General features: G+C 65.6%; 22 protein-coding genes. 10 read left to right on the top strand and 12 right to left on the bottom strand.

The window, feature by feature from the left end; all coding sequences use genetic code 11:
* Positions 1–73: 73 nt before the first annotated feature.
* The gene (gene tssG, locus AC1MGT_RS18200; protein ID WP_499501449.1) at positions 74–1,033 is read right to left on the bottom strand and encodes a type VI secretion system baseplate subunit TssG; all 960 of its coding nucleotides are present in this window, start codon (positions 1,031–1,033) and stop codon (positions 74–76) included.
* 3 nt (positions 1,034–1,036) lie between these two features.
* Positions 1,037–2,869 (bottom strand): type VI secretion system baseplate subunit TssF, encoded by a 1,833-nt coding sequence (tssF, locus tag AC1MGT_RS18195; protein ID WP_499501447.1) that lies wholly within the window; start codon positions 2,867–2,869, stop codon positions 1,037–1,039.
* Between the two features lie 176 nt (positions 2,870–3,045).
* Here tssF and AC1MGT_RS18190 point away from each other — a divergent pair, with 176 nt between their 5' ends.
* Both AC1MGT_RS18190 and AC1MGT_RS18185 read left to right on the top strand, forming a co-directional pair.
* Complete coding sequence (locus AC1MGT_RS18190; RefSeq protein ID WP_499501445.1) at positions 3,046–4,446, top strand: MATE family efflux transporter; 1,401 nt, start codon at positions 3,046–3,048, stop codon at positions 4,444–4,446.
* An 87-nt stretch (positions 4,447–4,533) separates the two neighbouring features.
* Positions 4,534–6,753, top strand: a complete 2,220-nt coding sequence (locus AC1MGT_RS18185) for a S9 family peptidase (protein ID WP_499501442.1) — start codon at positions 4,534–4,536, stop codon at positions 6,751–6,753.
* 99 nt (positions 6,754–6,852) lie between these two features.
* Here AC1MGT_RS18185 and AC1MGT_RS18180 read toward each other — a convergent pair whose 3' ends face one another.
* Positions 6,853–7,059, bottom strand: coding sequence for a CsbD family protein (locus AC1MGT_RS18180; protein WP_499501440.1), 207 nt, complete (start codon positions 7,057–7,059; stop codon positions 6,853–6,855).
* A gap of 236 nt (positions 7,060–7,295) precedes the next feature.
* Here AC1MGT_RS18180 and AC1MGT_RS18175 point away from each other — a divergent pair, with 236 nt between their 5' ends.
* Positions 7,296–8,399, top strand: coding sequence for an AI-2E family transporter (locus AC1MGT_RS18175; protein ID WP_499501439.1), 1,104 nt, complete (start codon positions 7,296–7,298; stop codon positions 8,397–8,399).
* Between the two features lie 63 nt (positions 8,400–8,462).
* Here the strand turns inward: AC1MGT_RS18175 and AC1MGT_RS18170 are convergent, their stop codons facing one another.
* The gene (locus AC1MGT_RS18170) at positions 8,463–8,639 is read right to left on the bottom strand and encodes a CsbD family protein (protein ID WP_258836194.1); all 177 of its coding nucleotides are present in this window, start codon (positions 8,637–8,639) and stop codon (positions 8,463–8,465) included.
* A gap of 72 nt (positions 8,640–8,711) precedes the next feature.
* Positions 8,712–9,329, bottom strand: a complete 618-nt coding sequence (locus AC1MGT_RS18165) for a class I SAM-dependent methyltransferase (RefSeq protein WP_499501438.1) — start codon at positions 9,327–9,329, stop codon at positions 8,712–8,714.
* 159 nt (positions 9,330–9,488) lie between these two features.
* Between AC1MGT_RS18165 and AC1MGT_RS18160 the strand changes: the two genes are divergently transcribed.
* Complete coding sequence (locus AC1MGT_RS18160; RefSeq protein ID WP_499501437.1) at positions 9,489–9,770, top strand: flagellar protein FliT; 282 nt, start codon at positions 9,489–9,491, stop codon at positions 9,768–9,770.
* A 326-nt stretch (positions 9,771–10,096) separates the two neighbouring features.
* Here the strand turns inward: AC1MGT_RS18160 and AC1MGT_RS18155 are convergent, their stop codons facing one another.
* Positions 10,097–11,209: a FimV/HubP-related protein gene (locus tag AC1MGT_RS18155; RefSeq protein ID WP_499501436.1), complete on the bottom strand. Its 1,113-nt coding sequence runs from the start codon at positions 11,207–11,209 to the stop codon at positions 10,097–10,099.
* 125 nt (positions 11,210–11,334) lie between these two features.
* Here AC1MGT_RS18155 and fumC point away from each other — a divergent pair, with 125 nt between their 5' ends.
* The 3 genes from fumC (at position 11,335) to AC1MGT_RS18140 (ending at position 13,396) form a co-directional block, all read left to right on the top strand.
* Positions 11,335–12,732 (top strand): class II fumarate hydratase, encoded by a 1,398-nt coding sequence (gene fumC, locus AC1MGT_RS18150; RefSeq protein WP_258836197.1) that lies wholly within the window; start codon positions 11,335–11,337, stop codon positions 12,730–12,732.
* A gap of 61 nt (positions 12,733–12,793) precedes the next feature.
* Positions 12,794–13,006 carry an RNA-binding S4 domain-containing protein gene (locus AC1MGT_RS18145; protein ID WP_183550004.1) on the top strand — a complete coding sequence of 71 codons (213 nt, stop codon included), beginning with the start codon at positions 12,794–12,796 and terminating at the stop codon, positions 13,004–13,006.
* Positions 13,007–13,111: 105 nt separating this feature from the next.
* Positions 13,112–13,396, top strand: coding sequence for a DUF883 family protein (locus AC1MGT_RS18140; RefSeq protein ID WP_499501433.1), 285 nt, complete (start codon positions 13,112–13,114; stop codon positions 13,394–13,396).
* Between the two features lie 48 nt (positions 13,397–13,444).
* On the opposite strand, the gene AC1MGT_RS18135 is transcribed toward AC1MGT_RS18140, so the two are convergent.
* From AC1MGT_RS18135 to AC1MGT_RS18110, 6 genes are all read right to left on the bottom strand, one after another.
* The gene (locus tag AC1MGT_RS18135) at positions 13,445–13,636 is read right to left on the bottom strand and encodes a putative motility protein (RefSeq protein WP_332530710.1); all 192 of its coding nucleotides are present in this window, start codon (positions 13,634–13,636) and stop codon (positions 13,445–13,447) included.
* A 23-nt stretch (positions 13,637–13,659) separates the two neighbouring features.
* Positions 13,660–14,220 carry a molybdopterin-guanine dinucleotide biosynthesis protein B gene (gene mobB / locus AC1MGT_RS18130; RefSeq protein WP_499501432.1) on the bottom strand — a complete coding sequence of 187 codons (561 nt, stop codon included), beginning with the start codon at positions 14,218–14,220 and terminating at the stop codon, positions 13,660–13,662.
* A 1-nt stretch (position 14,221) separates the two neighbouring features.
* The gene (locus AC1MGT_RS18125) at positions 14,222–15,025 is read right to left on the bottom strand and encodes a general secretion pathway protein GspB (RefSeq protein ID WP_499501430.1); all 804 of its coding nucleotides are present in this window, start codon (positions 15,023–15,025) and stop codon (positions 14,222–14,224) included.
* A gap of 1 nt (position 15,026) precedes the next feature.
* Entirely contained in the window at positions 15,027–16,679 is a 1,653-nt protein-coding gene (locus AC1MGT_RS18120) for an AAA family ATPase (RefSeq protein ID WP_499501428.1), read from the bottom strand.
* Positions 16,680–16,685: 6 nt separating this feature from the next.
* The gene (locus AC1MGT_RS18115; RefSeq protein ID WP_499501427.1) at positions 16,686–17,204 is read right to left on the bottom strand and encodes a hypothetical protein; all 519 of its coding nucleotides are present in this window, start codon (positions 17,202–17,204) and stop codon (positions 16,686–16,688) included.
* Between the two features lie 66 nt (positions 17,205–17,270).
* Complete coding sequence (locus AC1MGT_RS18110) at positions 17,271–20,246, bottom strand: ATP-binding protein (protein WP_499501425.1); 2,976 nt, start codon at positions 20,244–20,246, stop codon at positions 17,271–17,273.
* A 276-nt stretch (positions 20,247–20,522) separates the two neighbouring features.
* On the opposite strand from AC1MGT_RS18110, the gene AC1MGT_RS18105 reads away from it, so the two are divergent.
* The 3 genes from AC1MGT_RS18105 to AC1MGT_RS18095 are packed head-to-tail and all read left to right on the top strand — an operon-like array spanning position 20,523 to position 23,568.
* Positions 20,523–21,401 (top strand): glucosamine kinase nucleotide-binding domain-containing protein, encoded by an 879-nt coding sequence (locus AC1MGT_RS18105; protein WP_499501424.1) that lies wholly within the window; start codon positions 20,523–20,525, stop codon positions 21,399–21,401.
* Positions 21,398–22,507 carry an N-acetylglucosamine-6-phosphate deacetylase gene (gene nagA, locus AC1MGT_RS18100; protein WP_499501423.1) on the top strand — a complete coding sequence of 370 codons (1,110 nt, stop codon included), beginning with the start codon at positions 21,398–21,400 and terminating at the stop codon, positions 22,505–22,507. The genes AC1MGT_RS18105 and nagA overlap by 4 nt, the downstream gene beginning before the upstream one ends.
* A 38-nt stretch (positions 22,508–22,545) precedes the next feature.
* Positions 22,546–23,568 (top strand): SIS domain-containing protein, encoded by a 1,023-nt coding sequence (locus AC1MGT_RS18095; protein ID WP_499504315.1) that lies wholly within the window; start codon positions 22,546–22,548, stop codon positions 23,566–23,568.
* Positions 23,569–23,576: the final 8 nt, after the last annotated feature.

Genomic DNA, 23,576 nt, shown 5'->3' with positions numbered 1-23,576 from the left:
TTAATTCGTTGACATCGATTGTAGGCTGCCCGTCACATGTGTGGCGCGCGTATGCCGTCAGGAATCGAACATGTTAGTCGAGCAGGTAGCACATGTCGTCGCGATCGCTTAGTGCATCCCGCGTACACAGGAAGCCATCCAGCCCCAGCCGCGTCGAACCGCCGAGCTGGACACCATGGACCGCCTCGCGCCGCAGCACGACTTGCAGAGTGCGATACGGCACGTCGATGGCAAAGCGTCGGAGCAACGCAGCCAATGCGCGGCTGCCCTCCTGCCCCGGGAGGAACCGCTCGAACTCGGCGGCGCTCACCGGGCCCAGACGAATGCGGATGCCGAGCTCGGGCCGCAGCAGCCGCGCCCCTGCAGTTGCGCCCGCCCCCAGCACACAATTGCCCTGGGCAAGCAGCGTGCGCCGGCCCGGTGCGAGCACATCCCAGCGCCCGGTAAATTGCTCGACACGCACTGCCACGCCAAAGCAGGCGCCGAGTACGCCAGCGATCAGGTCGGCGCTGACCACGCGGCTGCGCAGCGGCGCGGCAAACCGGGCCATGGCATCGGCGCCAGCCATGTCTTGCTGCCCCGACGCCCCGCCAGCCAGCGCCAGCAGCAGCGGCTGAAAACGGTCGGCGCCCGCCGCCAGCGGTTGCCGCACCCGGTACTTGCACCAGGCGCGGTAAAACAGCGCCACCTGGCGGCTGGAAAACAGATCGAGAAAGGCACGCGGCCCTTCGTCGCGGTTGCGCAACTCCCAGGCGGCGAACCGTTCGGTATAGTGCAGCGGCAAGGCGCCCATCGTGCCGAGCAACCCCATCATCGCGGGTGTGATCGTGATTGCCGGCACGTCCCCGGTGCCAGGCTCGATGGCCTCGATCTCGCTCGGTGGAAAGCCCAGTCCGACGCTGTTGCGAAAGCGAATGATGCCGCCAAGCGCCTGCTCGGGGCCGATTCCCTGCCGGCCGAGCCAGCGCAACAGCAGGCGCACTGCCTGGAAAAATTCGTAGCGCTGCGGATGCGCCAGCAGGTCGGCAATCACCCACTACACCAGCGTCAGACTGCCACTGCGTGGCTCACAGCGCAGAAGCTCCTTGCCGCTCTGGCCAGAGATCAACACCAGTCGCGTGAAACTGTTCAGGTGAACATAGAGCCCCAGAAAGCGGCTGACTACCTGCGCGAAGACGAACACGCTGCTGCCGGCAAATGCTTCTTCGTCCAGCGTCAGCCGCACCTCGGTGCCGTGCACGAGCGTGGCGCCGTGCCGGTTGCGCAGCCACGCCGTGGCTGGCAGCGTGGCCAGCGCGGTGAGGCCGGCGATCTGGCGCTGCGAACTGCCTGAGCGCGCCAGGTCGTACAGCGCCAGCGTGTCGCGGAAGGCGTCGAGCTGAGCCAGCGAACGGTGATTCAGCGCCAGCTGGGCCACGAGGCGCCAGCCGGTGCCGTCGCGGTTGCCGAAGTGCAGCGGCGCCGATGGCTTGCGCAACAGGCGGATGGGCACGCCGCTCGTCGCCGTTTCGCTGGCCAAGTCGCCGCCCGACGCGCCGACGCCTACCGCGCAGGCCGCCGGGCCGTTGCTGCAGGTCAGGTCGATCGACGCGATCGCTGGCTCGGGTCCGGCCAGCGCCGTGTCGTCGTCGCTGAAGGCGATCTGCATGCGGTGCCGGCGATCGCCTCCATCAATGCGGCGGTCGAACCAGTAGCGCTGGCCCTCGCCGCCTTCGCCATGGCGCAGGCCATAACAGGGGCGATAGGTCACGCCGGTCGTCTTGCCACTACGCGTCGTCAGCACCTGGACTGCGTCGATGCTATAGACTTCGACATCGTCTTCGTGCCGGCCCGGCACCACGTCGTACAGGGCTGAACGGTGCGTGATGCGCACCGGCGCCGCCGCTTGCCGGAACAAATTGACCACCGGCGCGCAGCCCGCGAGCAAGTGCTGGTGCGACAGCGCGCGCAGGACACGCGCCGGACCGGCGTCCGCGTGCAGGCCAGTCAGCAGCACGTGCAGCGTGAAGCGGCGCGCGCCAGCGGGAAACATCGGCGCCAGCGCCGCCAGGTCGACGTCGAGGAAGTGGAACTTGTCGGGGAAGGCAAAGTACTCGGTCAGCAAGCGGTAGGCGGGATGGGCATGCGCCGGTTCGGGCACCAGCGCTTCGTCCGGCTCGAGGCCGCCGAGCGACAAGGCCGGGCAGTCCAGGCGGCGCCAGCGATCCTGCCCTTCTGTCTCGACCCACGTTTCCAGCGTGTGCAGGCACAGGCTGTCGATGAGCGCGGCCGTCAGCAGCGCGTCGCCGTCGACGTGCAGCCGCAGGCGCGCCAGGCCAAGCCTGGGCAACAGCCGGCACGGTATGGCGCTGTCGATACTGATGCTGATGCGCGCGCTGGCGCGGGCCGGCAGCCGGAGCGGCGGCGGCACCTGCGCCACCGGCAAGAACCAGGCGCGCGTGACCGTCACTGGCGCCAGCGCCAGGTCGGCCGTCGTGCGGAAGCGGCATGGCGCGCCGCGCGCGGCCAGCGACGTCATCTCGGTACCGCGCGGCACCACGTGCACATGGCCAAGCGTGACCGAGCTGGCCTGGCGGTCGCTGTCGTCGACGCGCACAATCGAGCAGCTCGGGATGCCGTGCAGGAAATGCGGATACAGGCTGCCGAGCAGCGCCTCGGTGAATTCCGGATAATCGTCGTCGAGCTTTTTCGCGGTGCGCGCATTGAGCAGCGCGCATGCCTGGATCAGGCGCCGGATGTGCGGATCCTCGCTGCCTTCCGGTCCCAGGCCCAGCTCGGCAGCCAGCTTCGGATACTGGTGGGCAAGCTCGCGGCCGACCGTGTTCAGGTAGACCAGCTCGCGCTCGTAGTAGGGCAACAGCGCTTTCATTGCATTCTCCCTCAGGCTGACACGCTACGGTCGGTCAGATCGCGCGCATGGCCGTTGTGAAAGCGCAATGGATGCGCGCGGATAAACGACACGTTGCAGCGCGTGGACAGTGCGGCTTCCACCGACCTTGACAATAAGTCAGTAAAATCCCGGGTTCCTTTAGTCGAGCCCGCATCATGACCACCTCCGCCACACCGATCCGTACCGAAATTCTCACCCTGTGGCGCCTGTCGTGGCCCGTGCTGGTCGGCCAGCTGGCCACCGTCGGGATGGGCGTGGTCGATGTCGCCATGACCGGGCACGTCAGCGCCGAAGAACTGGCGGCCGTGTCGCTTGGCACGGCCGTGTGGTCGATCGTGCTGGTGACCGTGATGGGCACGATGATGGCGATCAATACCGTTGTCGCGCACGAAATGGGCGCCGCGCGGCATGATCAGGTGCCCCACTCGGTGCGCCAGGCCATGTGGAAAGGGCTGTTGGTCGGCACCATTGCGATGTTGTTTGCCAACCTGTGCACGCTGCTGTTCGACCATGTCGGGCTCGATGCCCACGTCGCCGCGCGGGCGTCGCTGGTCGTGCACGTGATCAGCGTCGGCTTGCCGGCGTTTGGCGTCTACCGCGCGCTGTACGGCTACACGACGAGCATCAACCAGACCAAGCCGATCATGTGGATCGCCATTTTCGGTCTGCTGTACAACACCCTGGTGAGCTGGTTGCTTGTCTTTGGCGAACTCGGCTTTCCGCGCCTGGGCGCGGTCGGCTGCGCGATCGCCACGGCCAGCGGCATGTGGCTGATGCTGGGCGTGATGCTGTGGTGGGTGCGGCGCTCGCCCGCCTATCGCATGACCTACCCGTTCGATCGCTTCGAGGGTCCGGACGCGGCGGCCATCGGCAGCATGCTGCGCCTGGGCCTGCCGATCGGCGTGACGTATTTTGCTGAGGTCAGCGCTTTTGGCCTGATCAGCCTGCTGGTGGCGCGCTATGGCGTCGTGCAAGTGTCGGCGCACCAGATCGCGCTCAATTTTGCGTCGCTCGTCTTCATGCTGCCGCTCAGTTTCGCGATCGGCATGCTCACCCGCGTCGGCCAGGCAATGGGCGAAGGCGACCCGGTGCGGGCGCGCTTCGTCGGCTGGGTCGGCGTGGGTGTCTCGCTGACGTTCGGCGCGCTGGCGGCATTGTTCATTGCCATCTTCCGCTGGGAAATCGCGGCCGCCTACACGTCCGATCCGGCCGTGCAGCAAGTGACGGCCCACCTGCTGCTGTTCGCGGCACTGTTCCAGTTGTCGGATGCCACCCAGGTTGCCACCGCGTCGGCCATCCGCGGCTACCAGGTAACGCGCCCGCCAATGGTGATCCAGCTGGTCTCGTTCTGGGGCTTGTCGCTGCCACTCGGTTGCGTGCTGGGCCTGGCGCCGCAATGGTTCCCGTGGACGCCTGCGGCGCCGATGGAAGCCACCGGGTTCTGGATCGGGCTCGTGTTCGCGTTGACAGTTGCGGCGGTGCTGCTGACCTGGCAATTTGAAAAACTGGCGCGCCAGCGCATTCGCGAGGGTGTGGCGAAAGCGTTGGTGTCCTAGTTTTTATGACATGTCATTACAGCGCTGGCAGTCTGACTCTGGTATCGTCTCGCGGTTGCTGTCAATTAAACATCCATCAGAGAAACTATGCGCCCTCTCCTCGTCCTTCTGGCCGCTCTCACGGCCGTTCCTGCCATGGCTGAACGTCTGACCCTCGACCGTATTTATGGCGACGCTTCGCTGGCCGGTGCCAGTGTGCGCAATCTGCGCGTGTCGCCCGACGGTGAACGCGTGACCTTCCTGCGCCCGCGCGCCGACGACCAGTACCGTCTCGACCTGTGGGAATACAATACCAAGAGCAAGGCCACGCAGCGCCTGGTGGATTCGAAGCAACTGGTGCCGAACGAGGCCTTGTCGATCGAAGAAAAAGCACGCCGCGAGCGCGCCCGCACTGCCGGCCTGTCGGGCATCCTGAATTATTTCTGGTCGCCGGATGGCAAGCAATTGCTGGTGCCGATCGGTGGTGACCTGTACCTCGTCGATGCCGCCCAGCCAGAGAACGCACGCAAGGTCGCCTCGGGCAGCGTGACCGATCCGAAAATCTCGCCGCGCGGCCGTTATGTCTCGTTCGTGCGCGACCAGAACCTGGTTGTGATCGACCTGAAAAGCGGCGCCGAGCGCCAGCTGACCACCGATGGCAAGGGCACCGTGCACAACGGCGCGGCCGAGTTCATCGCGCAGGAAGAAATGAGCCAGACCACCGGCTATTACTGGGCGCCAGACGATTCTGCCATTGCCTACCGCCGCTACGATGAAGCGCCGGTGCCGGTCGTGCGCCGCTTCGAGATCTTCGCCGATCGCACCGAGGTGATCGACCAGCACTACCCGGCCGCGGGCGATCCGAACGTGCTGATCGACCTGATGCTGGTCGACCCGGCCACCGGCGTGCAGCGCAAGGTCGACCTGGGCGCGGACAAGGATATTTATCTGGTGCGCGCCGATTTCAGCGCCGACGCCAAGACGCTCGTGTACCAGCGCCAGACGCGCGACCAGAAGCGCCTGGACCTGGTGGCCGTCGATGTCGGCTCGCTGGCCCAGCGCCCGCTGTTCTCGGAAAACTCCAAGACCTGGGTCAGCATTCACAACGACCTGCGCTTCCTGAAAAACCGCAAGGCCTTCATCTGGGCGTCGGAGCGCAGCGGCTATAACCACCTGTATCTGTACGACCTGGACGGCAAGCTGCTGCACCCGATCTCGCGCGGTGCGTGGGGCGTGGACGATGTACTGGCGGTCGACGAAGGCGCCGGCAAGGTGTACGTGTCGTCGAACCGCGACGCCGTGATTGACAAGCAGACCTACGCGCTGGCCCTGGACGGCAGCAGCGCCGACAAGCCGGCCCGCATCACGCAGGGCGACGGCTGGCACGACGCGGCGTTTGCCGGCAATGGCAAATTGTTTGTCGACACCTATTCGAACCCGCGCACCCCGCCGCAGGTGTCGATCCGCCGCGCCGATGGCGCGATGGTCGAGTGGATCGAAAAGAACGAGCTCAATGCCGATCACCCGTACACGCGCCACCTGGCCGACCACCTGGCGACCGAATATGGCACGATGAAGGCCAACGATGGCCAGACGCTGCACTATTCGATCATCAAGCCGGCCAATTTTGACGCGACCAAGCGGTATCCGGTGTTCCTGTTCACCTACGGCGGCCCGCACTCGCAGCGCGTGACCCGCGCCTGGGGCAATTATTTTGACCAATACATGGCGCAGCAGGGTTTCGTCGTGTTCCGCCTCGATAACCGTGGCTCGGGCCGCCGCGAGCGCGCCTTTACCGACGTGCTGTACAACAATCTTGGCAAGCACGAAGTCGAAGACCAGGTGACCGGCATCGACTGGCTGGCCAAACAGAGCTTTGTCGATCCAAAGCGCATCGGCGTGTTCGGCTGGAGCTATGGCGGTTTCATGACGCTGCGTCTGCTGTCGGCCGCATCGGACAAGATCGCGATGGGCGTGTCGGTGGCGCCGGTGACCGACTGGTCGCTGTATGACACCCATTACACCGAACAGTTCGTCGGCGCGACCCCGAAGGGCGATCCGGAAGCGTACAAGCGCAGCGGCGTGTTTGCGCACCTGGATGGGATGAAGTCGCCGCTGTTGCTGGTGCACGGCATGGCCGATGACAATGTGCTGTTCTCGAACACGACGCTCTTGATCGATGAACTGGTCAAGCGCAATGTGCAGTTCGACCTGATGACGTATCCGGGCGCCAAGCATGGCATCTCGGGACGCACCAACCAGCGTCATGTCTACGGCTTGATTGAATCGTACTTCAAGCGTCATCTGGGCGAGACGCCGGCAAAATAAGGCTGTTGCACCAGACGTAAAAAAGCCGCATCGGAAACGATGCGGCTTTTTCTTCGCCCATTCACCTGCCGCTGTGCGCGGCTGGTGAGGGAGTCCGTTTTATGGACGTGGACGTGGACGGTTTGCGTCGTCAGCTGCGTCTTCTGCTGCTTCGCGCACGTCGCCAGCGGCGTTCTGGACCTTGCCTTCAACCTGGTTTGCCAGGCCTTTAGCCTGCTGTTCCTTGCTGTCCACCAGTTTGCCGGCGCCTTCTTGGATTTTGCCGCCAACTTCTTTCAGTTTGCCTTCGACTTGGTCTTTATTCATGGTGATCTCCTTTGGTTGGCATGGCCGGTTGGCGATGCGATGAGTACAGATTAACGGAATGTTTCCAGCTCTTCTGTTAGCGCACGCACTTAGTACAACAATCGAACGATGCGCCATCTTGCCGTTAAGAATGCTATCGTTTTACCAACATCAGCTATAACTACACCAGTTGTACAAAGGCAGTTGTAACTACATCAGTTTAAATAACAATTTTCATTGCGCAATCAGATACCACCATGAATCCCCACACGCCACCATCCTCCGACGCTCCAGCGCCTGAGACTCCCCTCACCCAGCGCAAACTCGCGCGCCGCGTCACGCTCGTCAACGGTATCGGCGTCCTGTTCATCCTTGGCCTGGCAGCGGTCGTGCTCGCTGCCGACGCCTTGCTGCTGATCTTTGCCTGCATCCTGTTTTCGATCCTGCTCTACAAACTGAGCGCATTGCTGCATCAGCGCACGGGCATCAAGCGCAATATCGCCCTGGTCATCGTCGTGTTGCTGCTCACTGCCGTCTTCGGTCTCGGCGGGTGGGCCATGGCGCCGCAGATCTCCGAGCAGTCGGGTCAGCTGGCCAAGGAAATCCCCGCAGCCGTCGAGCGCCTGCAAGCGGAAGTCGCGCAGCATCCTATCCTCAAGCGCGTCGTGGCCGAGCTGCCGCCACCGGAAGACATCGTCAAGCAGATGGGTTCGCTTGTGCCGAATGCCGGCCTGTTCTTCAGTGGCGTCATCGGCGCGCTGGGCAATATTGTCATTATCATTTTCGTGGGGATTTATTTTGCCGCTTCACCCGGCGTGTATACGGGTGGTTTCATCCGCCTCGTGCCGCAACAGAAGCGGGGCCGCGCACGTGAAGTCATGCAAGAGATGGGCGACAACCTGTCGAGCTGGCTATTGGGCAAGGCAGTGTCGATGCTGATCGTCGGCGTCACCACCGCCATCGGCCTGAGCCTGCTCGGCGTGCCACTGGCGCTGATCCTGGGCGTGATTGCGGGCCTGCTCGACTTCATCCCCTACCTGGGTCCGATCATGGCGGGCATTCCGGCCGTGTTGCTGGCGCTGTCGATCAGCCCTGACCTGGCCCTGTACGCGCTGCTGCTGTTCGCAGCAATCAATATGCTCGAAGGTTATGTGTTGCAGCCGATGATCGAGGCGAAAGCCATCGAGTTGCCGCCGGCACTCGTAATCGTGATGCAGCTGATCTTCGGCACGCTGTTCGGCTTCGCCGGTGTTGCGCTGGCTACGCCACTGGCAGCTGTGATGTCCGTGCTGGTGAAGATGCTGTATATCGAAGATATACTGGGCGACAGACCCGGGGACAGACCCGCCAGAGAGTCCTGATAAAAGCAAAGCCGCGCAATGCGCGGCTTTGTTGTTGATGCCGAATGAATCAGCGGAGATGCATCAGCGATTGCCTTTTGCAATATCCTTGACATCGCCAACTTTCTTCTGCGCTTTCCCTTCAGCCTGGTTTGACAGGCCTTCGCTCTGCTGCTGGCGACTGCCGACGGCTTCGCCAACCTTCTGCTGCACCTTGCCGGCGACTTCCTTGGTCTTGCCCTTGACTTGATCCTTGTTCATTGCAATCTCCTTGCCCGTGACGTGGATGAGGCTTCACACTAGGAGTAACTTCCGGTCAGTTCTGTACGGCGCTTAACAAACAGGCTTGCGCCAGACACTCGCCAGCCACGGTTGTTGGTCGCGCGGTAAACCAGGTGGCCGGTAATAGTGATGCAGCGCCACGAAGCCAGCCGCGAGCATGAAGCGATGCCAGCTGTCGTAGTCATGGTAGGTGCCATAGCGCTCGCCGTTCCAGCCTTCCTGATTTTCGCCACGTGGGTTCGACGTGAACAGCACCCCGCCCGGCTTGAGCGTGCCGAACAATTGATCGAGCGTGTGCGGCAATGCCGCGCTGGGGACGTGAAACAGCACCGCATTGGCAAAAATGCCGTCGAACAGCGCGGGCGGCAAATCCAGGTGTAAAAAATCTTGCTGCCATACCTCGCAACCACTGTATTCCCGGGCCATGGCGACAAACCGTTCGCTGCCGTCCACGCCGATGGCGCGATGGCCGAGGCCGCTGAAGGTCTTGAGGTCACGCCCGGGCCCGCAGCCCAGATCAAGGATCGTATGCGGCGCTGACGTTGTGATCGCACCCAGCAAGGCATCAATGTTTTGACTTACGTCATGGTCAATCGTGCCGGCAAAGAAATCCTCGGCATGCTCGTTGTAGTGTTGGAGAGTACTGCGGGAGATGTCGTCATGGTTCATGCGCATAGTATGCCAGCGGGGACGCTGCTTGCGGCATGCGCACCCATGCAAAATGCATCGAAAATATTTTCCAGACTACCCTAAAGTTCCCATTAGCCAGGCCGTAAATGATTCAGACAACCGGCAATCCGGCCTGAGAAACCATGCTTTGGTAACCCTATGAACGCAGACGATGTCCTTGCGATTTACGAAAACCTGACTGGCCTGACGGGCCAGATGACGCACGCCGCCAAGGCCCGCGACTGGCAAGAGTTTGCACAATTGAATCTGGAAGCCCGGGCTCAGGCAGCGCCAGCAACAGCCGGCCTGCCAGCACTGACGGGCGAAAAGCGTCTCAGCAAGGTCGACCTGCTGAAACAGTTGATGGCCAATGACCGCGCCATCCGTGACGTCACCGATCCGTGGGATGCGCAAGTCGATCGCGCCCTGCATCCACACTGATCCGCCGTCGAATCGTCGATCAAGGCACCTTCGGGTGCTTTTTTTATGGCACAGGCAATAAAAAAGCGCCCGGTGGGCGCTTTGGAGGCCACCGGGCTTGAAGCCGGGTGACGAATTCGGTGAGAGGACGAACCCCAGCTATCTGCTGGCGTCGCCTCGTGCCGGTTGCTGCCGGCGTCCGTTGCCACTGTAGGCAAGCGAACTGCTTCCAGACACAGGCGTTTCCTCAACGGTCGTCTGCTTGTCGCGCCACCTATCGTTGGTGACTGCGCCAGACCCTGTGCTGTCTGTGACCTTGTCGATCACGAGGCAATTATAGCGCAAAATCAAAGTTGTGTAGACATTTCATTGTGCGACTCGTCCAGCTGTGGTTCGACCGGCGCCGGCGTCTTCGTTTTGCGCGCGAAACGCTGCCGCAGACGCGCCATCAGCGAAGCGCGCGGCATGGGCTGGATCATCGGCGCTGCCCGCTTGCGGCGGCGCAGGATGAACAGCGCGCCACCCACCAGCGCCAGGACGGCAACCACTGCCCCGGCGATCCAGCCCCACGGCGTGGAGGCGTCCGGTTCCGGCGCAGGCCGCTTGCGGGATGGCCGTGGCGCGGCCCGCGGCGCGACCTTGTCCTGGACGACGGCGGACGGGCTGGCGCCCAGCGCCACCTGCAGCACACGCACCTTGTCTTCCAGCGTGCCAATCTGCTCGCGCAACTGGGCATTCTTGACATCGAGCGCGGCGCACACGGTTGCGCTGTCGACCGAGGATGCCGGCGCGCAGGTCGCGGCAGAGGCAGGTGCAGGCAGAGCAACTGGCACTGGCAGCGGCTTGGACAATGGCGTCAGTGCTTGCGTGGCTGCAGGCGGTTCGGGCGCCGGCGCCACCTTCTCCGCGACGACCGGCACCGTCGGCATGACCGGGCGTGGTGGCTTTGGCGGCTTCGGTGGCCTTGGCTTGACCGCCATCGGCTTGGACCCAGCAACGGGCGCAGCAGAAAGGTCCGCCACGACCGGCGCCGGCGCCTTCGCGGGCATGGGCACCGGCGCCGGAACCGGTAATGGAACCGGAACCGGTAGTGGAACCGCTGGCGCGGGCGGATTCGGATTCGGCGCAATGAAAAGCGTCACGAGACGCACGTCGCGCGTCCCGCCATCGGCCAGATCAAGGTACAAATGCAGGCGGCTTGATTCGACGGGCGCCGACGACGTTACGCGCAGGAACTGACGGCCATCGCGCTGGCTCACACGCATGGCCAGCGTCGACAGCACGGCCGGCATGCCGATGTTCGCGCCCCGGTACACGTCCGGGTGCGCCAGGCGTGCCTGGACTGGGGTCGCGGGAGACGCCAGCGCAGTCAGCTCGAGTTCCAGCGCCAGCGGCTGGCCGATATACGAACTGATGCGCGGTTCGCCGAGCTCGGCTGCGCCGACGCCACAGGAAAGCAAAGCACACGTGATGAATACAGGGAGGCGGCTGGCCATAGCAACTAACAAAAGTGAAGCCCAAGCGTCATTAACGGACATTGGGATAAACTCTTTAATCCCAGCCTCTTGCATATCAGGACATGTCCATGGAAAACAGGATTGAGAAAGACAGCTTTGGTCCGATCGAAGTGCCACAAAACAATTTGTGGGGTGCGCAGACGCAGCGCTCGCTTCACCACTTCCACATCTCGACCGAACGCATGGCGCCCGAACTGGTCGCCGCGCTCGCCCAGGTCAAGCGCGCCGCGGCCGCTGTCAACCGCTCGCTGGGCAAGCTGCCAGCCGACAAGGCCGACGCCATCATCCGCGCGGCCGACGAAGTGCTCGACGGGCGCCACCCTGGCGAATTCCCGCTGGCCGTGTGGCAGACCGGCTCGGGCACGCAAAGCAATATGAACATGAACGAGGTGCTGGCCAACCGCGGCTCCGAGTTGCTCGGCGGCGAGCGCGGCGAAGCACGCCTGCTGCACCCGAACGACCACGTCAACATGGGCCAGTCGTCCAACGACATCTTCCCCACCGCAATGCACGTGGCTGCTGCCTGGGCACTGGCCAAGGAAGTCCTGCCTGCCCTGGCGCAATTGCGCGGCACGCTGCTGCGCAAGTCGCGCGATTTCGAGCCGATCGTCAAGATCGGCCGCACCCACCTGCAGGATGCGACGCCGCTGACGCTCGGCCAGGAATTTTCCGGCTACGTGGCCCAGCTCGAATTTGCCGAAAGCGCGCTCAAGTCCACCTTGTCCGGCCTGCTGCAACTGGCGGCCGGCGGCACCGCCGTGGGCACGGGCCTGAATGCCCATCCCGATTTCGCACCGCGCATCGCGGCCGAACTCGGTTCGCGCACCGGGCTGTCGTTCAAGTCGGCACCGAACAAATTCATGGCGCTGGCGGGGCATGACGCGATGGTCTCCGCCCATGGCGCGTTCAAGCTGTTGGCCACGGCGCTGATGAAAATCGCCAACGACATCCGCTGGATGGCGTCCGGCCCGCGCTCGGGCTTGGGCGAAATCACCATCCCCGAAAATGAACCGGGCAGCTCGATCATGCCGGGCAAGGTCAACCCGACCCAGTGCGAAGCATTGACGATGCTTTGCTGCCAGGTGTTCGGCAACGATGTCGCGATCACCGTCGGCGGCTCGCAGGGCAACTTCGAGCTCAATGTGTTCAAGCCGATGATTGCCCATAACTTCCTGCAAAGTGCGCGCCTGCTGGCCGACGGCATGCGCTCGTTCGACACGCACTGCGCCCAGGGCATCGAGCCGAACCTGGTCCGGATCGGCGAACTGATGGAAAAATCGCTGATGCTGGTGACGGCACTGGCCCCGCACATCGGGTATGATCGCGCCGCGCAGATTGCCAAGACCGCATCGAAGGAAGGCCTGACCCTGCGCCAGGCCGCCCTGCAAAGCGGTTTTGTCGATGATCAGCAGTTTGACCAGTGGATCGTGCCGATTGACATGACGCGGCCCGATCCGGTCGAATAAACACCCAGTACCCGGGCGGCCGCATGCCCATCAGGCCGCCCTTTTCACACCCGAGGAAAACATGCAAAAAATCGAATTCGAGTTGACATCGGAATTTGTCGAAGTCAACCAGCTGCTCAAGCTGGCCGGGCTGGTCGACAGCGGCGGCGCTGGCAAGAACCTGGTCGCCAGTGGCGTGGTGAAGGTCGACGGCAAGCAGGAACTACGCAAGACGGCCAAGATCCGTACCGGCCAGGTCGTTACGCTAGGCGACGTCGAAATCACCGTTCAATAAAAAATAGACAGAAAGACAGCTTCTTATGTTTGCGGCCTAACAAACAGAACAGGGCTTCCTTGTTTATATTTTAAGACGTCAATCAACGGCTTATAGGTGAAAGCGATGGAAACCCCTGAAACCCGCGCACAGTCGCAAGAGCAACTGATCGGTGACCTGCGTCTCGTGATCGAGAACGCGGAAGAACTGCTCAAGAACACGGATCAATACTCGAGCGAGTTGTACCAGAACGCCCGGACCAAGCTGTCCCTGGCGCTGGAAGCGGCGAATGAAGAACTGTCGCGTTTCGAGGATGCCCAGCTCGAACGCATGATGGCCGCCACGCGCCTGGCCAACGAGCAGTTCGCGGACCGCTCGGGCGAATCGCGCATCCTGCGCGCGTTTCACTGAGCTATACACTAAGCTATAACAAAAAAACCCGGCATCGCGCCGGGTTGCTTACGCCTTCGTGTTGATCGAATTGCCCAGATGCGCCGGCAGGTTCTGCGGCTGCGGGAGCGAGGCGATCATCTGGGCTGCCGACGAGGCTTCGATGTCCATCGCGCGCTTGAGCATCGTCATGCCCACTTCCTGACGGATACCGGTTTCCGCCATGCTGGTCGACAGTTTGGCAATATTCGTGACGTCCATATATTCCTCCAGAATGAGACTCGTCAGTCTTTAACGACGCCGCCAGGCAGAACTTGAGGGTTGGCGCCCGCCCATTTACCCACCCAGGCCAGCACCGCGCCGATGTCGTTCAGGTCGAGCCAGGCCACGCCGGCGCGCAGCGTCGCGGGACGGGCCACGTCCGACACCACCGCCACGATCGTCGCATCGTCGATGTACAAGGCCGGCTTGTCCAGCGCCGGGCGATGCACTTCCAGCTTCGGCAGCGACTCCCACTTGTAGCCTTCCACCAGCGTCAGGTCGGCGGGCGACAGGCGCGCCAGCAACTCGGCCAGCGGCGGCTCAGGGGCGGCGCGCAGCTCACGCATGATGGCGATCCGGTACGGCGAGGCGATCATCACCTCGGCCGCCCCGGCCAGGCGCAGGCGCGCACTGTCCTTGCGCGGCGGCTCGAGCTCGATATCGTGGTGGCTGTGCTTGACGATATTGACGCGCAGGCCGGCGCCGGACAGGCCGGCGACGAGATGTTCGAGCAGCGTCGTCTTGCCACTGCCCGACCAGCCGACCACCGCCAGCACGGGGCCGGACGCGCGTTGATCCGACAACTCAGTATGCGGCACGGTAACGGGTTCCACGGTAATTCATCACGGCGGCCTTCGGCGTGAGCCGCTCGAGCACGAGACCAGGGGCGACTTCCTCGCCTTCGCGGCGCAGCATCTTGTCGACCAGCAGCAGGCTCTCGCCGGGCGTTGGCGAATAGATGTAGCCGCCAAAGGCCACCTTCGGGATTTCACGCTGGAGTGTGTCCGGCAGTTGCTGCAGCGTGCGCAGCTGGTCGTCGCCGACTGGTTGCGGAGCCACGGTGACAGGTGCTGGTGCGGTCTCGCGCTGCTGCGGTGACGGCTGCGGTGACGGTGACGCCGTCGACACGGCCGGCGCCGGTGCGGGCTTCGCACGTAACGGCCGGGCTTCGGCTACCGGTGGGGGTGCAGGTGCAGGCTGAACAACCGGGGCGGGTGCGGGTATCACAGCAGCGGGCGGTGCAGGCATCGCTACCGGCGCGGTAGCCGGCGCGGTAGCCGGCGCGGTAGCCGGCGCGGTAGCCGGCGCGGTAGCCGGCGCGGTAGCCGGCGCGGTAGCCGGCACAGTCGCGGGCGCAGTCGCCGCCAAGACTGCAGGCGGCGTCACGGCTGCCAGCCGCACTGGCTGTTCGCCCGCAAAGCGCGGCCACAGCAGCGCCACGGCTGCTGCGACCACGACGACGCCCACGCCAAGCGCCAGGTAGCGCCGTTGCACGCCCTGCCCTGCACGCGGCCCGGCGTACGACGGCGCCGGTGCGTGGATGGTCGGGGCGTTGCCCAGCTGGCGTTCGGCTTGCGCCTTCTTGAGTGCTTCGAGAATGTACGACATATCAGCTTCCCGTCCCGCCAGCGGCCAGCAAACGGGGCTCCGCCACGTTCGACAGCTGGTTCAGACGCATATAAGTACGTGGTCCGACCACGCCATCGGCCTTCAGGTCTTGCGCGGCCTGGAAGGCGCGCAGCCATTCCTTGGTGCGGGCGTCGAGCGGCGCATCGAGCGCCGGCGCCGTGGCGCTGTGCAGGCCTGCAAGTCGTTGGGCGATCCAGTCGACGTCCGGCCCGCGGTCGCCCTGGGCGACGACATCGCGAAACGCCGCAGGCATGCGCCAGAAGGTGGTGAATTCACCCCCGAAGCGTGCGACAAAGGCCGCAATGTCGACGCGCTCGCGCCGGTCGCCCTGCGCCAGCGTGACGCTGCGCTCGTCCATCCCGACCAGCACCGCATGGCCGGTGCGCGATCCGTCGTGCAGCGTGACCACGGCCGGCCGGTCGAGCAGGCGCAGCTCGTACACGCCGCCCCGCCCCGCATGGCAGCGCAGATTGGCACGCAGCGCGGCCTCGCAGATGGCCTTTGGATCGGCGCCGGCCAGGTTGGCAAATGACGGCCCCCACAGCGCCGCCAGGGCCCCCAGCGCCGCGGTCTCGTTCTCGAGCGTCGGCAGCGGCGCACCTGGTGCCGCGGCGGGGATGGCGACAGGCTTGGGTGTGCTCGATGCCGCCGCAGCAACCGAAGCAACCGGCGCCGGCTTGACCGCCGCAACACTGGCCGCCGCTGGCTGCGCCGCATGCTGTGGCAGCATCTGCCACGCCGCCGCGCCCAGCGCCACGCAGGCCAGCGCGCCGCCGGCCAGCAGTGGCCAGCGCTGCGGTGCGCGGCGCGCGGCCGGATCGTCGGCAAAGACTTCGGCGGCCGCCCGGCGCAGGATGGCGCGCGTGACCTGCGGACTGTTTTCCACATAGGCGCCCAGCAGCGCGCGGTCGCACAGCAGGTTGATCCGGCGCGGCACGCCATGCGCCAGGCGGTGCACCAGCGGCGTCAGCGCGGGCGGGAATGGCACGCCGACGGCGCCAGCCACGGCCAGCCGGTGGGCGATATACGCGCCCGTTTCGGCTTCGCCCAGTGGCCCCAGGTGGTAGCGTGCAATCACGCGCTGGGCCAGTTGTTCGAGTTCGGGGCGCGCGAGCATCGTGCGCAGTTCGGGCTGGCCGATCAGGATGATCTGCAGCAGCTTGCGCTCGCTGGTTTCGAGATTGGTCAACAGGCGCAGTTGCTCGAGCACGTCGCTCGACAGGTTCTGCGCCTCGTCGATCACCAGCACGTTGTTCAGGCCCTGCGCGTGCGACGCCAGCAGGTAGCGGTTGATCGCATCCACATAGCCCTTCACGCCCGCACCAGCGGCGGCCGGCGCCACCTCGATATGCAGCTCGTCGCACACGGTCTGCAGCAGCTCCTGCGCCGTCAGGCGCGGATTGAAGATGTACGCCAGGCGGCAGTTCGCGGGCACCTGCTCGATGAAGCAGCGGCAGACCGTGGTCTTGCCGGCGCCGATCTCGCCGGTGAGCAGCACGAAGCCGCCGCCGCTGCCGATCCCGTACAACAGGTGCGCCAGCGCTTCGCGGTGCCGCTCACTCATGAACAGGTAGCGCGGATCGGGGGCGATCGAAAATGGCGAGTGCGTGAGCTGGAAATAGTGGTTGTACATGAATGACTAACGGGTGCTCTGCGGGATGCTCTGCGGGCTGCTCTGCGGCTTGAACTTGGCGCAGTATATTTTGCTTTTGTCGTTCGCGTAAGCGATCGTGCTGCCGGGGATCGACTTGCGCAACGGGTAGCGCGAGCCATCGGCCGCGCGAAACGGCGTACCCGCGGCGGCGCGCACCGACTTTTCCAGTTCGTCGGGCTTGGCCTCGAGGATCGCGGCCACGAACACCACGGCGCTCGTGTCGTCGCTGACCATGACTTGTTCCACATTTGAACCCCACAGCGACGCCTCGGTGCGGAACCAGTAGGCCCCGCCCTCGCGCTTGTAGGCCGGGCCGAAAAACTCGGTGAGATAGGCATGGAAGTAGGCGTTATCGAGCTGGCTGCGGCACAGGAGCGCGCTGCCGATCACCGGCCCGAACGTCGATGGCGCCGCGCCTGCCCCGGTTGCGGTGCAGGACAGCACGAGGCCGGCGAGCAGCGGCAACAGCTTAGTGGTACGGCAGGCAACAATCGGGCGGATCATGGCGATACTCTCCTTCATCGGCGCCCATTATGACACTGCGTGGCGCCCGGACTGCCAAGTGCCGGATCACGCCAACGCGCGTGTTGCCGCCGCTGCCAGCACCGCATCGACATCGTCCGGCAAGGCCGGCTTGAGCAGATGACGATCAAAACCCGCCGCGCGCGAGCGGGCGCGGTCTTCCTCGGTGCCCCAGCCAGTCAGCGCCACCAGCATGACGCCGTCGAGCGCGGGCAGCTGGCGCAGGCGGCGCGCCGCTTCATAGCCGTCCATGAGCGGCATGCCGATATCGAGAAACACGAGGTCAGGCTGGAAGCCCGCGGCTTCTTCCACCGCTGCCGCGCCGTCATGCACGACCCGGACCGCGTGGCCGGCGATCTCGAGCAGCGCCGCCAGCGTGGCGGCGGCGTCGACGTTGTCGTCCGCGACCAGCACCTGCAGTGCGCCACCCGGCGTGCCGTCCGCCGCTGGCGCAGGCGCCGGCGCAGCGACGAGCGCCGGCGTCATCAACGGCAGGCGCACGGCAAAGCTGCTGCCCAGGCCCACGCCGGCACTCTGCGCGCTGACCGCGCCGCCATGCAGTTCGACCAGGCGCCGCACGAGCGAGAGCCCGATCCCCAGTCCGCCGTTGGCGCGCTCGATGCTGCGCGCCACCTGGGTGAACATCTCGAACACGGCCGCCAGCATGTCGGCCGCGATGCCCACGCCGTTATCGCGCACCGTCACCACCACTTCGTCCCCCTCGATGCGCGCCGCCAGCACGATACGCCCGCCGTGCGGCGTGTACTTGGCGGCATTCGACAGCAGGTTGCTGACCACCTGGCTGATGCGCACCGGGTCGACGTCGACCGGCACCGGCAGCAGCGGCAGATCGACCGACAACGCATGGCCGGCAGCGTCGATCAGCGGCTTGCTGGTTTCGATGGCCGTTGCGATCACGTCGCGCAAATCGACCGGCTGCATCTGCAGCACCAGCTTGCCGCTTGAGACGCGCGCGATGTCGAGCAGGTCGTTGATCAGGTGGACCATGTGGCCGACCTGGCGCTCCATCATCGCGCGCACGCCGCCCAGCCGCAAGGCGCTGCCCGGCTTGTCCGCACCCATGCGCATGAGTTCGAGACCGTTGCGGATCGGCGCCAGCGGGTTGCGCAGCTCGTGCGCCAGCGTGGCGAGAAACTCCGACTTGCGGCGGTCGGCGTCGTGCAGCGCTTCCGTGGCACGTACCCGTTCGATGTGCGCCCAGCAGCGCTCGACCACCGCCTCGACCAGCGCCACCTCGCCCGCCGTCCAGACGCGCGGCGTGCGCTGGTGCACCGCCATCATGGCCGCCAGCCTGCCGCCCTTGACCAGCGGGCAGCAGATGATGGCCCTGACATCGATCTGGGTGAACATCGCGGCGCCGTCTTCGTCCGTCAGTTCGCGCTCGACGTCGTGGATCAGCAGCGTGCGGCCTTCGCGCATGTCGGCGCGGGCGCGCGAGCCGAACAGATCGAGCGAATACACGCCCACGGTGCTGATGGCGCCCGGCGTCACCCAGTCGTGGCGGATCGTGAAGCGGTCGTTGTCCGCCTCGACGTCCGCGTAGGCCACGCGCGTGACGCCCAGGTATTGGCCCAGCAGGCGCGTGGCCTCGTCCATGATCGTCTTCGGATCGTGCGCGACGCGCGTGGCTTCGCCGATCGCGTCGAGCATGCGCAGGCGCTCTTCGACCTGGCGCCGCTCGGTGATGTCGCTGCCGGTGGCGGCCACGAACAGCAAGGCGCCGTCGTCGCCCATGACCGGCGCGATGACGAGGTCGATGAAGCGCTCGCCCCCGCCCGCCACGAAGTACGGCAGCTCGCGGCGCACACGCTCTCCGCTCGCGGCCAGCGCGACGCAGGCCGCGATCTCGGCCGCCACCTTCGGCGAGCCGCTCCACCAGCCGCAGGCCTGGAACGGGCGCCCCAGCACGTCTTCGCGCGCGTAACCACCGGCGTCGAGGGCCACGTGATTGGCTTCGATCAGCGTGCCGCCCGGTGTCATCAGGGTCCCGAAGTGCGTGCCCTGCTCGAAGAACGTGCGGAACTTGGCGTTCGCTTCGGCTGCGGCCATGGCTTCGTTGGCAGTGGCGCGCGCGCTTGCTTCGAACAGCTTGCGGCTGGTGATATCGAGCGTGGTGCCAACCAGGCGTTCCGGGGCGCCCGCAGCATCGCGCAGCAGGCGCCCGCTGGCCGCGATCCAGCGTTCGCGGCCATCGATGGCGCTCACCGTGCGGTATTCGTCGCAGTAGTGGCCATCGCCCGGCGCGGCCAGCAGCGCCGCCACCTTTGCCACGACGCGCTCGCGGTCGTCCGGATGGAACGCGCCGTCGATCAGCGTGTGGGTCACTGGCCCGCCGGGCGGCACGCCGAAATGTGTACGCGCGTGCGTGTTCCAGACGATGTCACAGTGGGTCAGCGAATGGTCGAACAGGCCAAATTCGCCGGCATCGGCCGCGATGCGCAGCTTTTCGTTGGTGGTTTCCAGCGCGTGCAGCGCGTGGTCGCGCTGTTGCGCGGCCAGCACCTGGGCCGTGGTTTCGGCGCACATGCAGCACACGCCTGCCACCTGCCCCGCCTCGTCACGCAGCGCGATGGTCGAGAAGGTGGCGTAGATCTGCTCCGGGTAGCCGTTGCGGTGCACGACGAAGCCGTGGTCTTCTTCGTGCACCGGATTGCCCTGCAGCGTAGCGGACAGCATCGGGCGGACCTCGTCCCAGACATCGGCCCAGACCTCGGCAAACGGCTGGCCGAACGTCTGTTCGGGATGCTCGCCTCGCGCGCCCAGCACGACGCGATAGGCATCGTTGTAGAGCAGGTGCAGCGCCGGGCCCCAGGCCACGTACATGGGCTGGCGCGCACCGAGCATCAGGCTCACTGCAGTGCGCAGTGGTTGCGGCCAGGCCGCCAGCGGGCCAAGCGGATGGTGCGCCCAGTCGAGCGCGCGCAGCAGCGCGCCCATGTCCCCGCCACCGGTGGCAAACGCCAGGTTCGAGGGCGGGAGGTGCGAGGGCAAGAGGTCGGGCATGGAGTTATTCACCAGGGATATTCCATGAACGATACCACTTTGACGCCCCGACAAGTTGCCCTTTTCCTGTAGGAAAAGGTGCCGGTGCTCGACCGAGCCTCGCGCAATACCAATTGCGATACCAATTTACTCACCGGCTCGAATATATGCCGCTCTGCTATAGAGCGAAATCTACACAGCAGTCCTTCATAATCAATACCAGTTAAATACCTGTTGACATGCCGGAATGCCCTGCCTATAGTGCGATGACCCTTTTCCCGGCACTCATTGGACACCATGATCGACTATCTCATTGGCGTTGACGGCGGCGGCACCAATACCCGCGTGCGCCTGGCCGGCCGCGACGGCGCCGTGCTCGCAACCGGCAGCAGCGGCGCATCCGGTCTGCGCCACGGCATCGACAAGGCCTGGAGCGCGGTCCTTGCCGCCACCAGCCAGGCCTTCGCCGCAATCGGCATCGACACCGTCCCCATGTCAGCCTGCGCAATCGGCCTGGGCATGGCGGGCGTCCACAACAAGGAATGGGCGGCCGCCTTCCGCGCCGCCGATCCCGGCTTTGGCGCCCTCGTGCTCGACACCGACGGGTTCACGACGCTGATGGGCGCCCATGGCGGGCAGCCCGGCGCGATCGTCGCCATCGGCACCGGCAGTGTCGGCGAAGCGTTGCGGCAGGATGGCACGCGCGTTGAAGTGGGCGGCTGGGGCTTTCCTGCCGGCGACGAAGCGGGCGGCGCCTGGATGGGCCTGCGCGCGATCGGTCACATCCAGCAGGTGCTCGACGCCCGCGCCGAAGGCGGCGCCTTTGCCGACGCCGTGATTGCCGCCTGCGGCGGCGCGCGCGATCCGATCCAGGTCTGGCTCGGCCACGCCACGCAGACCGACTACGCGGGCCTGGCGCGCTTCGTCGTGGCGCACGGCGCCACCGATCCCGTGGCCGCCGGGATCCTGACACAGGCGGGTGCAGAAGCGGCCCGCATCGCGCGCGCGCTCGACCCGTCGGGCAGCTTGCCGCTGGCGCTGTGCGGCGGCCTGGGTGACACGCTGCGCGCCTACCTGCCGGCCGAGACGCTGGCCCGCTGCAGCGCACCGCATGGCGACTCCGCCGCCGGCGCGCTGCGCATGATCGAACTGCATCTGAAGGACGCCAACACATGACCAACGACGCTCGCCCCGCTATCAAGGGCAACATCCTCACACCGGCCGGCTGGGTGCACGGGGCGCTGCGCTTCGGCGCGCGTGTCGACGTCATCGACGGCCGCCGCGCCGACCCGGCCAACAACGACGACGTCTACATCGTGCCGGGCTTTATCGACGTGCACGTGCACGGCGGCGCGGGCCGCGACATGATGGAAGGCGGCGATGCCCCGCACGTGATCGCCTCGCTGCACGCCAGGCACGGCACCACCAGCCTGCTGGCCACGACCATGACTGCCCCCGTCGAAGACATCGACCGGGCTTTGAGCGCCATCGGCGCGGCCTGCGCAGCGCGCGGCAAGGGCGAGGCGCGCATTCTTGGCGTGCACCTGGAAGGCCCGTACATCAACTCTGGCAAACTCGGCGCCCAGCCACCGTTTGCGCGCGAAGCGCATCTCGATGAAGTCATGCGCTTTCACGCGCTGGCGCCGATGAAGCTGATCACCGTGGCGCCCGAGATCGACGGCCACATGGCCCTCGTGCGGCAGTTGACGAAGGCCGGCATCCGGGTCCAGATCGGCCACACGAACGGCGATTACGACGTCGGCGTGGCAGCGCTTGCACACGGCGCGGCCGGCTTCACGCACCTGTTCAACGCCATGCCCGGCCTGCACCACCGCGACCCTGGCATGGTCGGCGCCGCGCTCGCGCACGCCGAATACGCCGAGATCATTCCCGATCTGCTGCACGTGCACCCGGGCGCGATCCGCACTGCCCTGCGCTGCATCCCCAAATTGTTCTGCGTGACCGATTCGACGGCGGCGGCCGGCATGCCCGATGGCGAGTACATGCTGGGCCGCCAGGTGGTCCACAAATGCATGGGCGGCGTGCGCCTGGCCGACGGCACGCTGGCCGGCAGCACGCTGACGATGGACCAGGCGCTGCGCAACCTGGTGGGCATGGGGCTGTCGATCGAAGACGCCAGCAAGCGCGTCTCGACCCATGCTGCCGATTACCTCGGCGAGACCCGGCGCGGCCGCCTGGCGCCTGGCTGTCACGCCGATTTCGTGGTCCTGGACCGCGCCCTGAACGTCAAAGCTGTCTATATCGAAGGAGAATGCCTGTGAATGCCACGCCCGCCACCGCTGACGGTCACCAATCGCTGATGCTGCAAGAGGCCCTGTCGTCGGGCGACTGCATCGCCCACGCCCTGACACAGGACGCCGACCGCTACGCCGCGCTGGGCGAACAGCTGCGTGCGACCCAGTTGCACAGCGCCGTGACGGTGGCGCGCGGCAGCTCCGATCACGCGTCGGGCTACCTGGCGTACCTGATCATGTCGCGCATGGGCCGCCTGGTCACGTCGCTGCCGATGTCGCTCATCACGCTGTACAAGTCGCCGATCATCGCGCGCGACACGCTGGCCATCGCGATTTCGCAATCGGGCCAGAGTCCCGACGTGGTCGAGCCGATGCAGTACTTCCGCGCCGGCGGGGCCGTGACGGTGGCGCTGGTCAACGACGCCGCTTCGCCGCTGGCCGAGGCAGCCGAATGGACCATGCCACTGCATGCCGGCAAGGAGCACAGCGTGGCCGCGACCAAGAGCTTCATCGCGAGCCTGGTGGCCGGGGCGCGCCTGGTCGCCGATTGGCAGAACGACCCGGAACTGAAGGACGGCATCGCCGCCCTGCCCGATGCGCTGCGCGCTGCCCGCAGTTTCGGCCAGGATGGCGACTGGTCGGCCGCCATCGACGTGCTGGCGCCGGCGCGCAACATCATGGTGGTGGGCCGCGGCATCAGCTTCCCACTCGCGCTCGAAGCGGCGCTCAAGTTCAAGGAAACCTCGGCGCTGCAGGCCGAAGCGTTTTCGGGCGCCGAGATCAAGCACGGCCCGATGGCGCTGATCGAAGACGGCTATCCGCTGCTGATCTTTGCAACGCGCGGCCCGACCCAGGCCAGCCTGGTGGCGCTGGCCGACGACATGCGCGCACGGGGCGCGCGCGTCCTGCTCGCCGCGCCGGCCGACATCGCCAGCCGCGACCTGACGCTGCCCACCGCCGCCATCCCCGACCTCGACCCGATCGTCGCGGCGCAGGCGTTTTATACAATGGCGGCCAAACTGTCGGCGGCACGCGGCATGAATGCCGACCAGCCGCGCCACCTGAGCAAAGTCACCAAGACGAACTAACCGCCTGA

The sequence above is a fragment of the Telluria sp. BA11 genome, from assembly GCF_056680305.1.
This window is presented reverse-complemented; position numbering and strand designations above follow the sequence as displayed.

Coding starts and splice junctions, on each gene's coding strand:
- tssF (WP_499501447.1), bottom strand. CDS start 2,869: ATGAAAGCGCTGTTGCCCTACTACGAGCGCGAGCTGGTCTACCTGAAC.
- AC1MGT_RS18190 (WP_499501445.1), top strand. CDS start 3,046: ATGACCACCTCCGCCACACCGATCCGTACCGAAATTCTCACCCTGTGG.
- AC1MGT_RS18185 (WP_499501442.1), top strand. CDS start 4,534: ATGCGCCCTCTCCTCGTCCTTCTGGCCGCTCTCACGGCCGTTCCTGCC.
- AC1MGT_RS18180 (WP_499501440.1), bottom strand. CDS start 7,059: ATGAATAAAGACCAAGTCGAAGGCAAACTGAAAGAAGTTGGCGGCAAA.
- AC1MGT_RS18175 (WP_499501439.1), top strand. CDS start 7,296: ATGAATCCCCACACGCCACCATCCTCCGACGCTCCAGCGCCTGAGACT.
- AC1MGT_RS18170 (WP_258836194.1), bottom strand. CDS start 8,639: ATGAACAAGGATCAAGTCAAGGGCAAGACCAAGGAAGTCGCCGGCAAG.
- AC1MGT_RS18165 (WP_499501438.1), bottom strand. CDS start 9,329: ATGAACCATGACGACATCTCCCGCAGTACTCTCCAACACTACAACGAG.
- AC1MGT_RS18160 (WP_499501437.1), top strand. CDS start 9,489: ATGAACGCAGACGATGTCCTTGCGATTTACGAAAACCTGACTGGCCTG.
- fumC (WP_258836197.1), top strand. CDS start 11,335: ATGGAAAACAGGATTGAGAAAGACAGCTTTGGTCCGATCGAAGTGCCA.
- AC1MGT_RS18145 (WP_183550004.1), top strand. CDS start 12,794: ATGCAAAAAATCGAATTCGAGTTGACATCGGAATTTGTCGAAGTCAAC.
- AC1MGT_RS18140 (WP_499501433.1), top strand. CDS start 13,112: ATGGAAACCCCTGAAACCCGCGCACAGTCGCAAGAGCAACTGATCGGT.
- AC1MGT_RS18135 (WP_332530710.1), bottom strand. CDS start 13,636: ATGGACGTCACGAATATTGCCAAACTGTCGACCAGCATGGCGGAAACC.
- AC1MGT_RS18125 (WP_499501430.1), bottom strand. CDS start 15,025: ATGTCGTACATTCTCGAAGCACTCAAGAAGGCGCAAGCCGAACGCCAG.
- AC1MGT_RS18120 (WP_499501428.1), bottom strand. CDS start 16,679: ATGTACAACCACTATTTCCAGCTCACGCACTCGCCATTTTCGATCGCC.
- AC1MGT_RS18115 (WP_499501427.1), bottom strand. CDS start 17,204: ATGATCCGCCCGATTGTTGCCTGCCGTACCACTAAGCTGTTGCCGCTG.
- AC1MGT_RS18110 (WP_499501425.1), bottom strand. CDS start 20,246: ATGCCCGACCTCTTGCCCTCGCACCTCCCGCCCTCGAACCTGGCGTTT.
- AC1MGT_RS18105 (WP_499501424.1), top strand. CDS start 20,523: ATGATCGACTATCTCATTGGCGTTGACGGCGGCGGCACCAATACCCGC.
- nagA (WP_499501423.1), top strand. CDS start 21,398: ATGACCAACGACGCTCGCCCCGCTATCAAGGGCAACATCCTCACACCG.
- AC1MGT_RS18095 (WP_499504315.1), top strand. CDS start 22,546: ATGCTGCAAGAGGCCCTGTCGTCGGGCGACTGCATCGCCCACGCCCTG.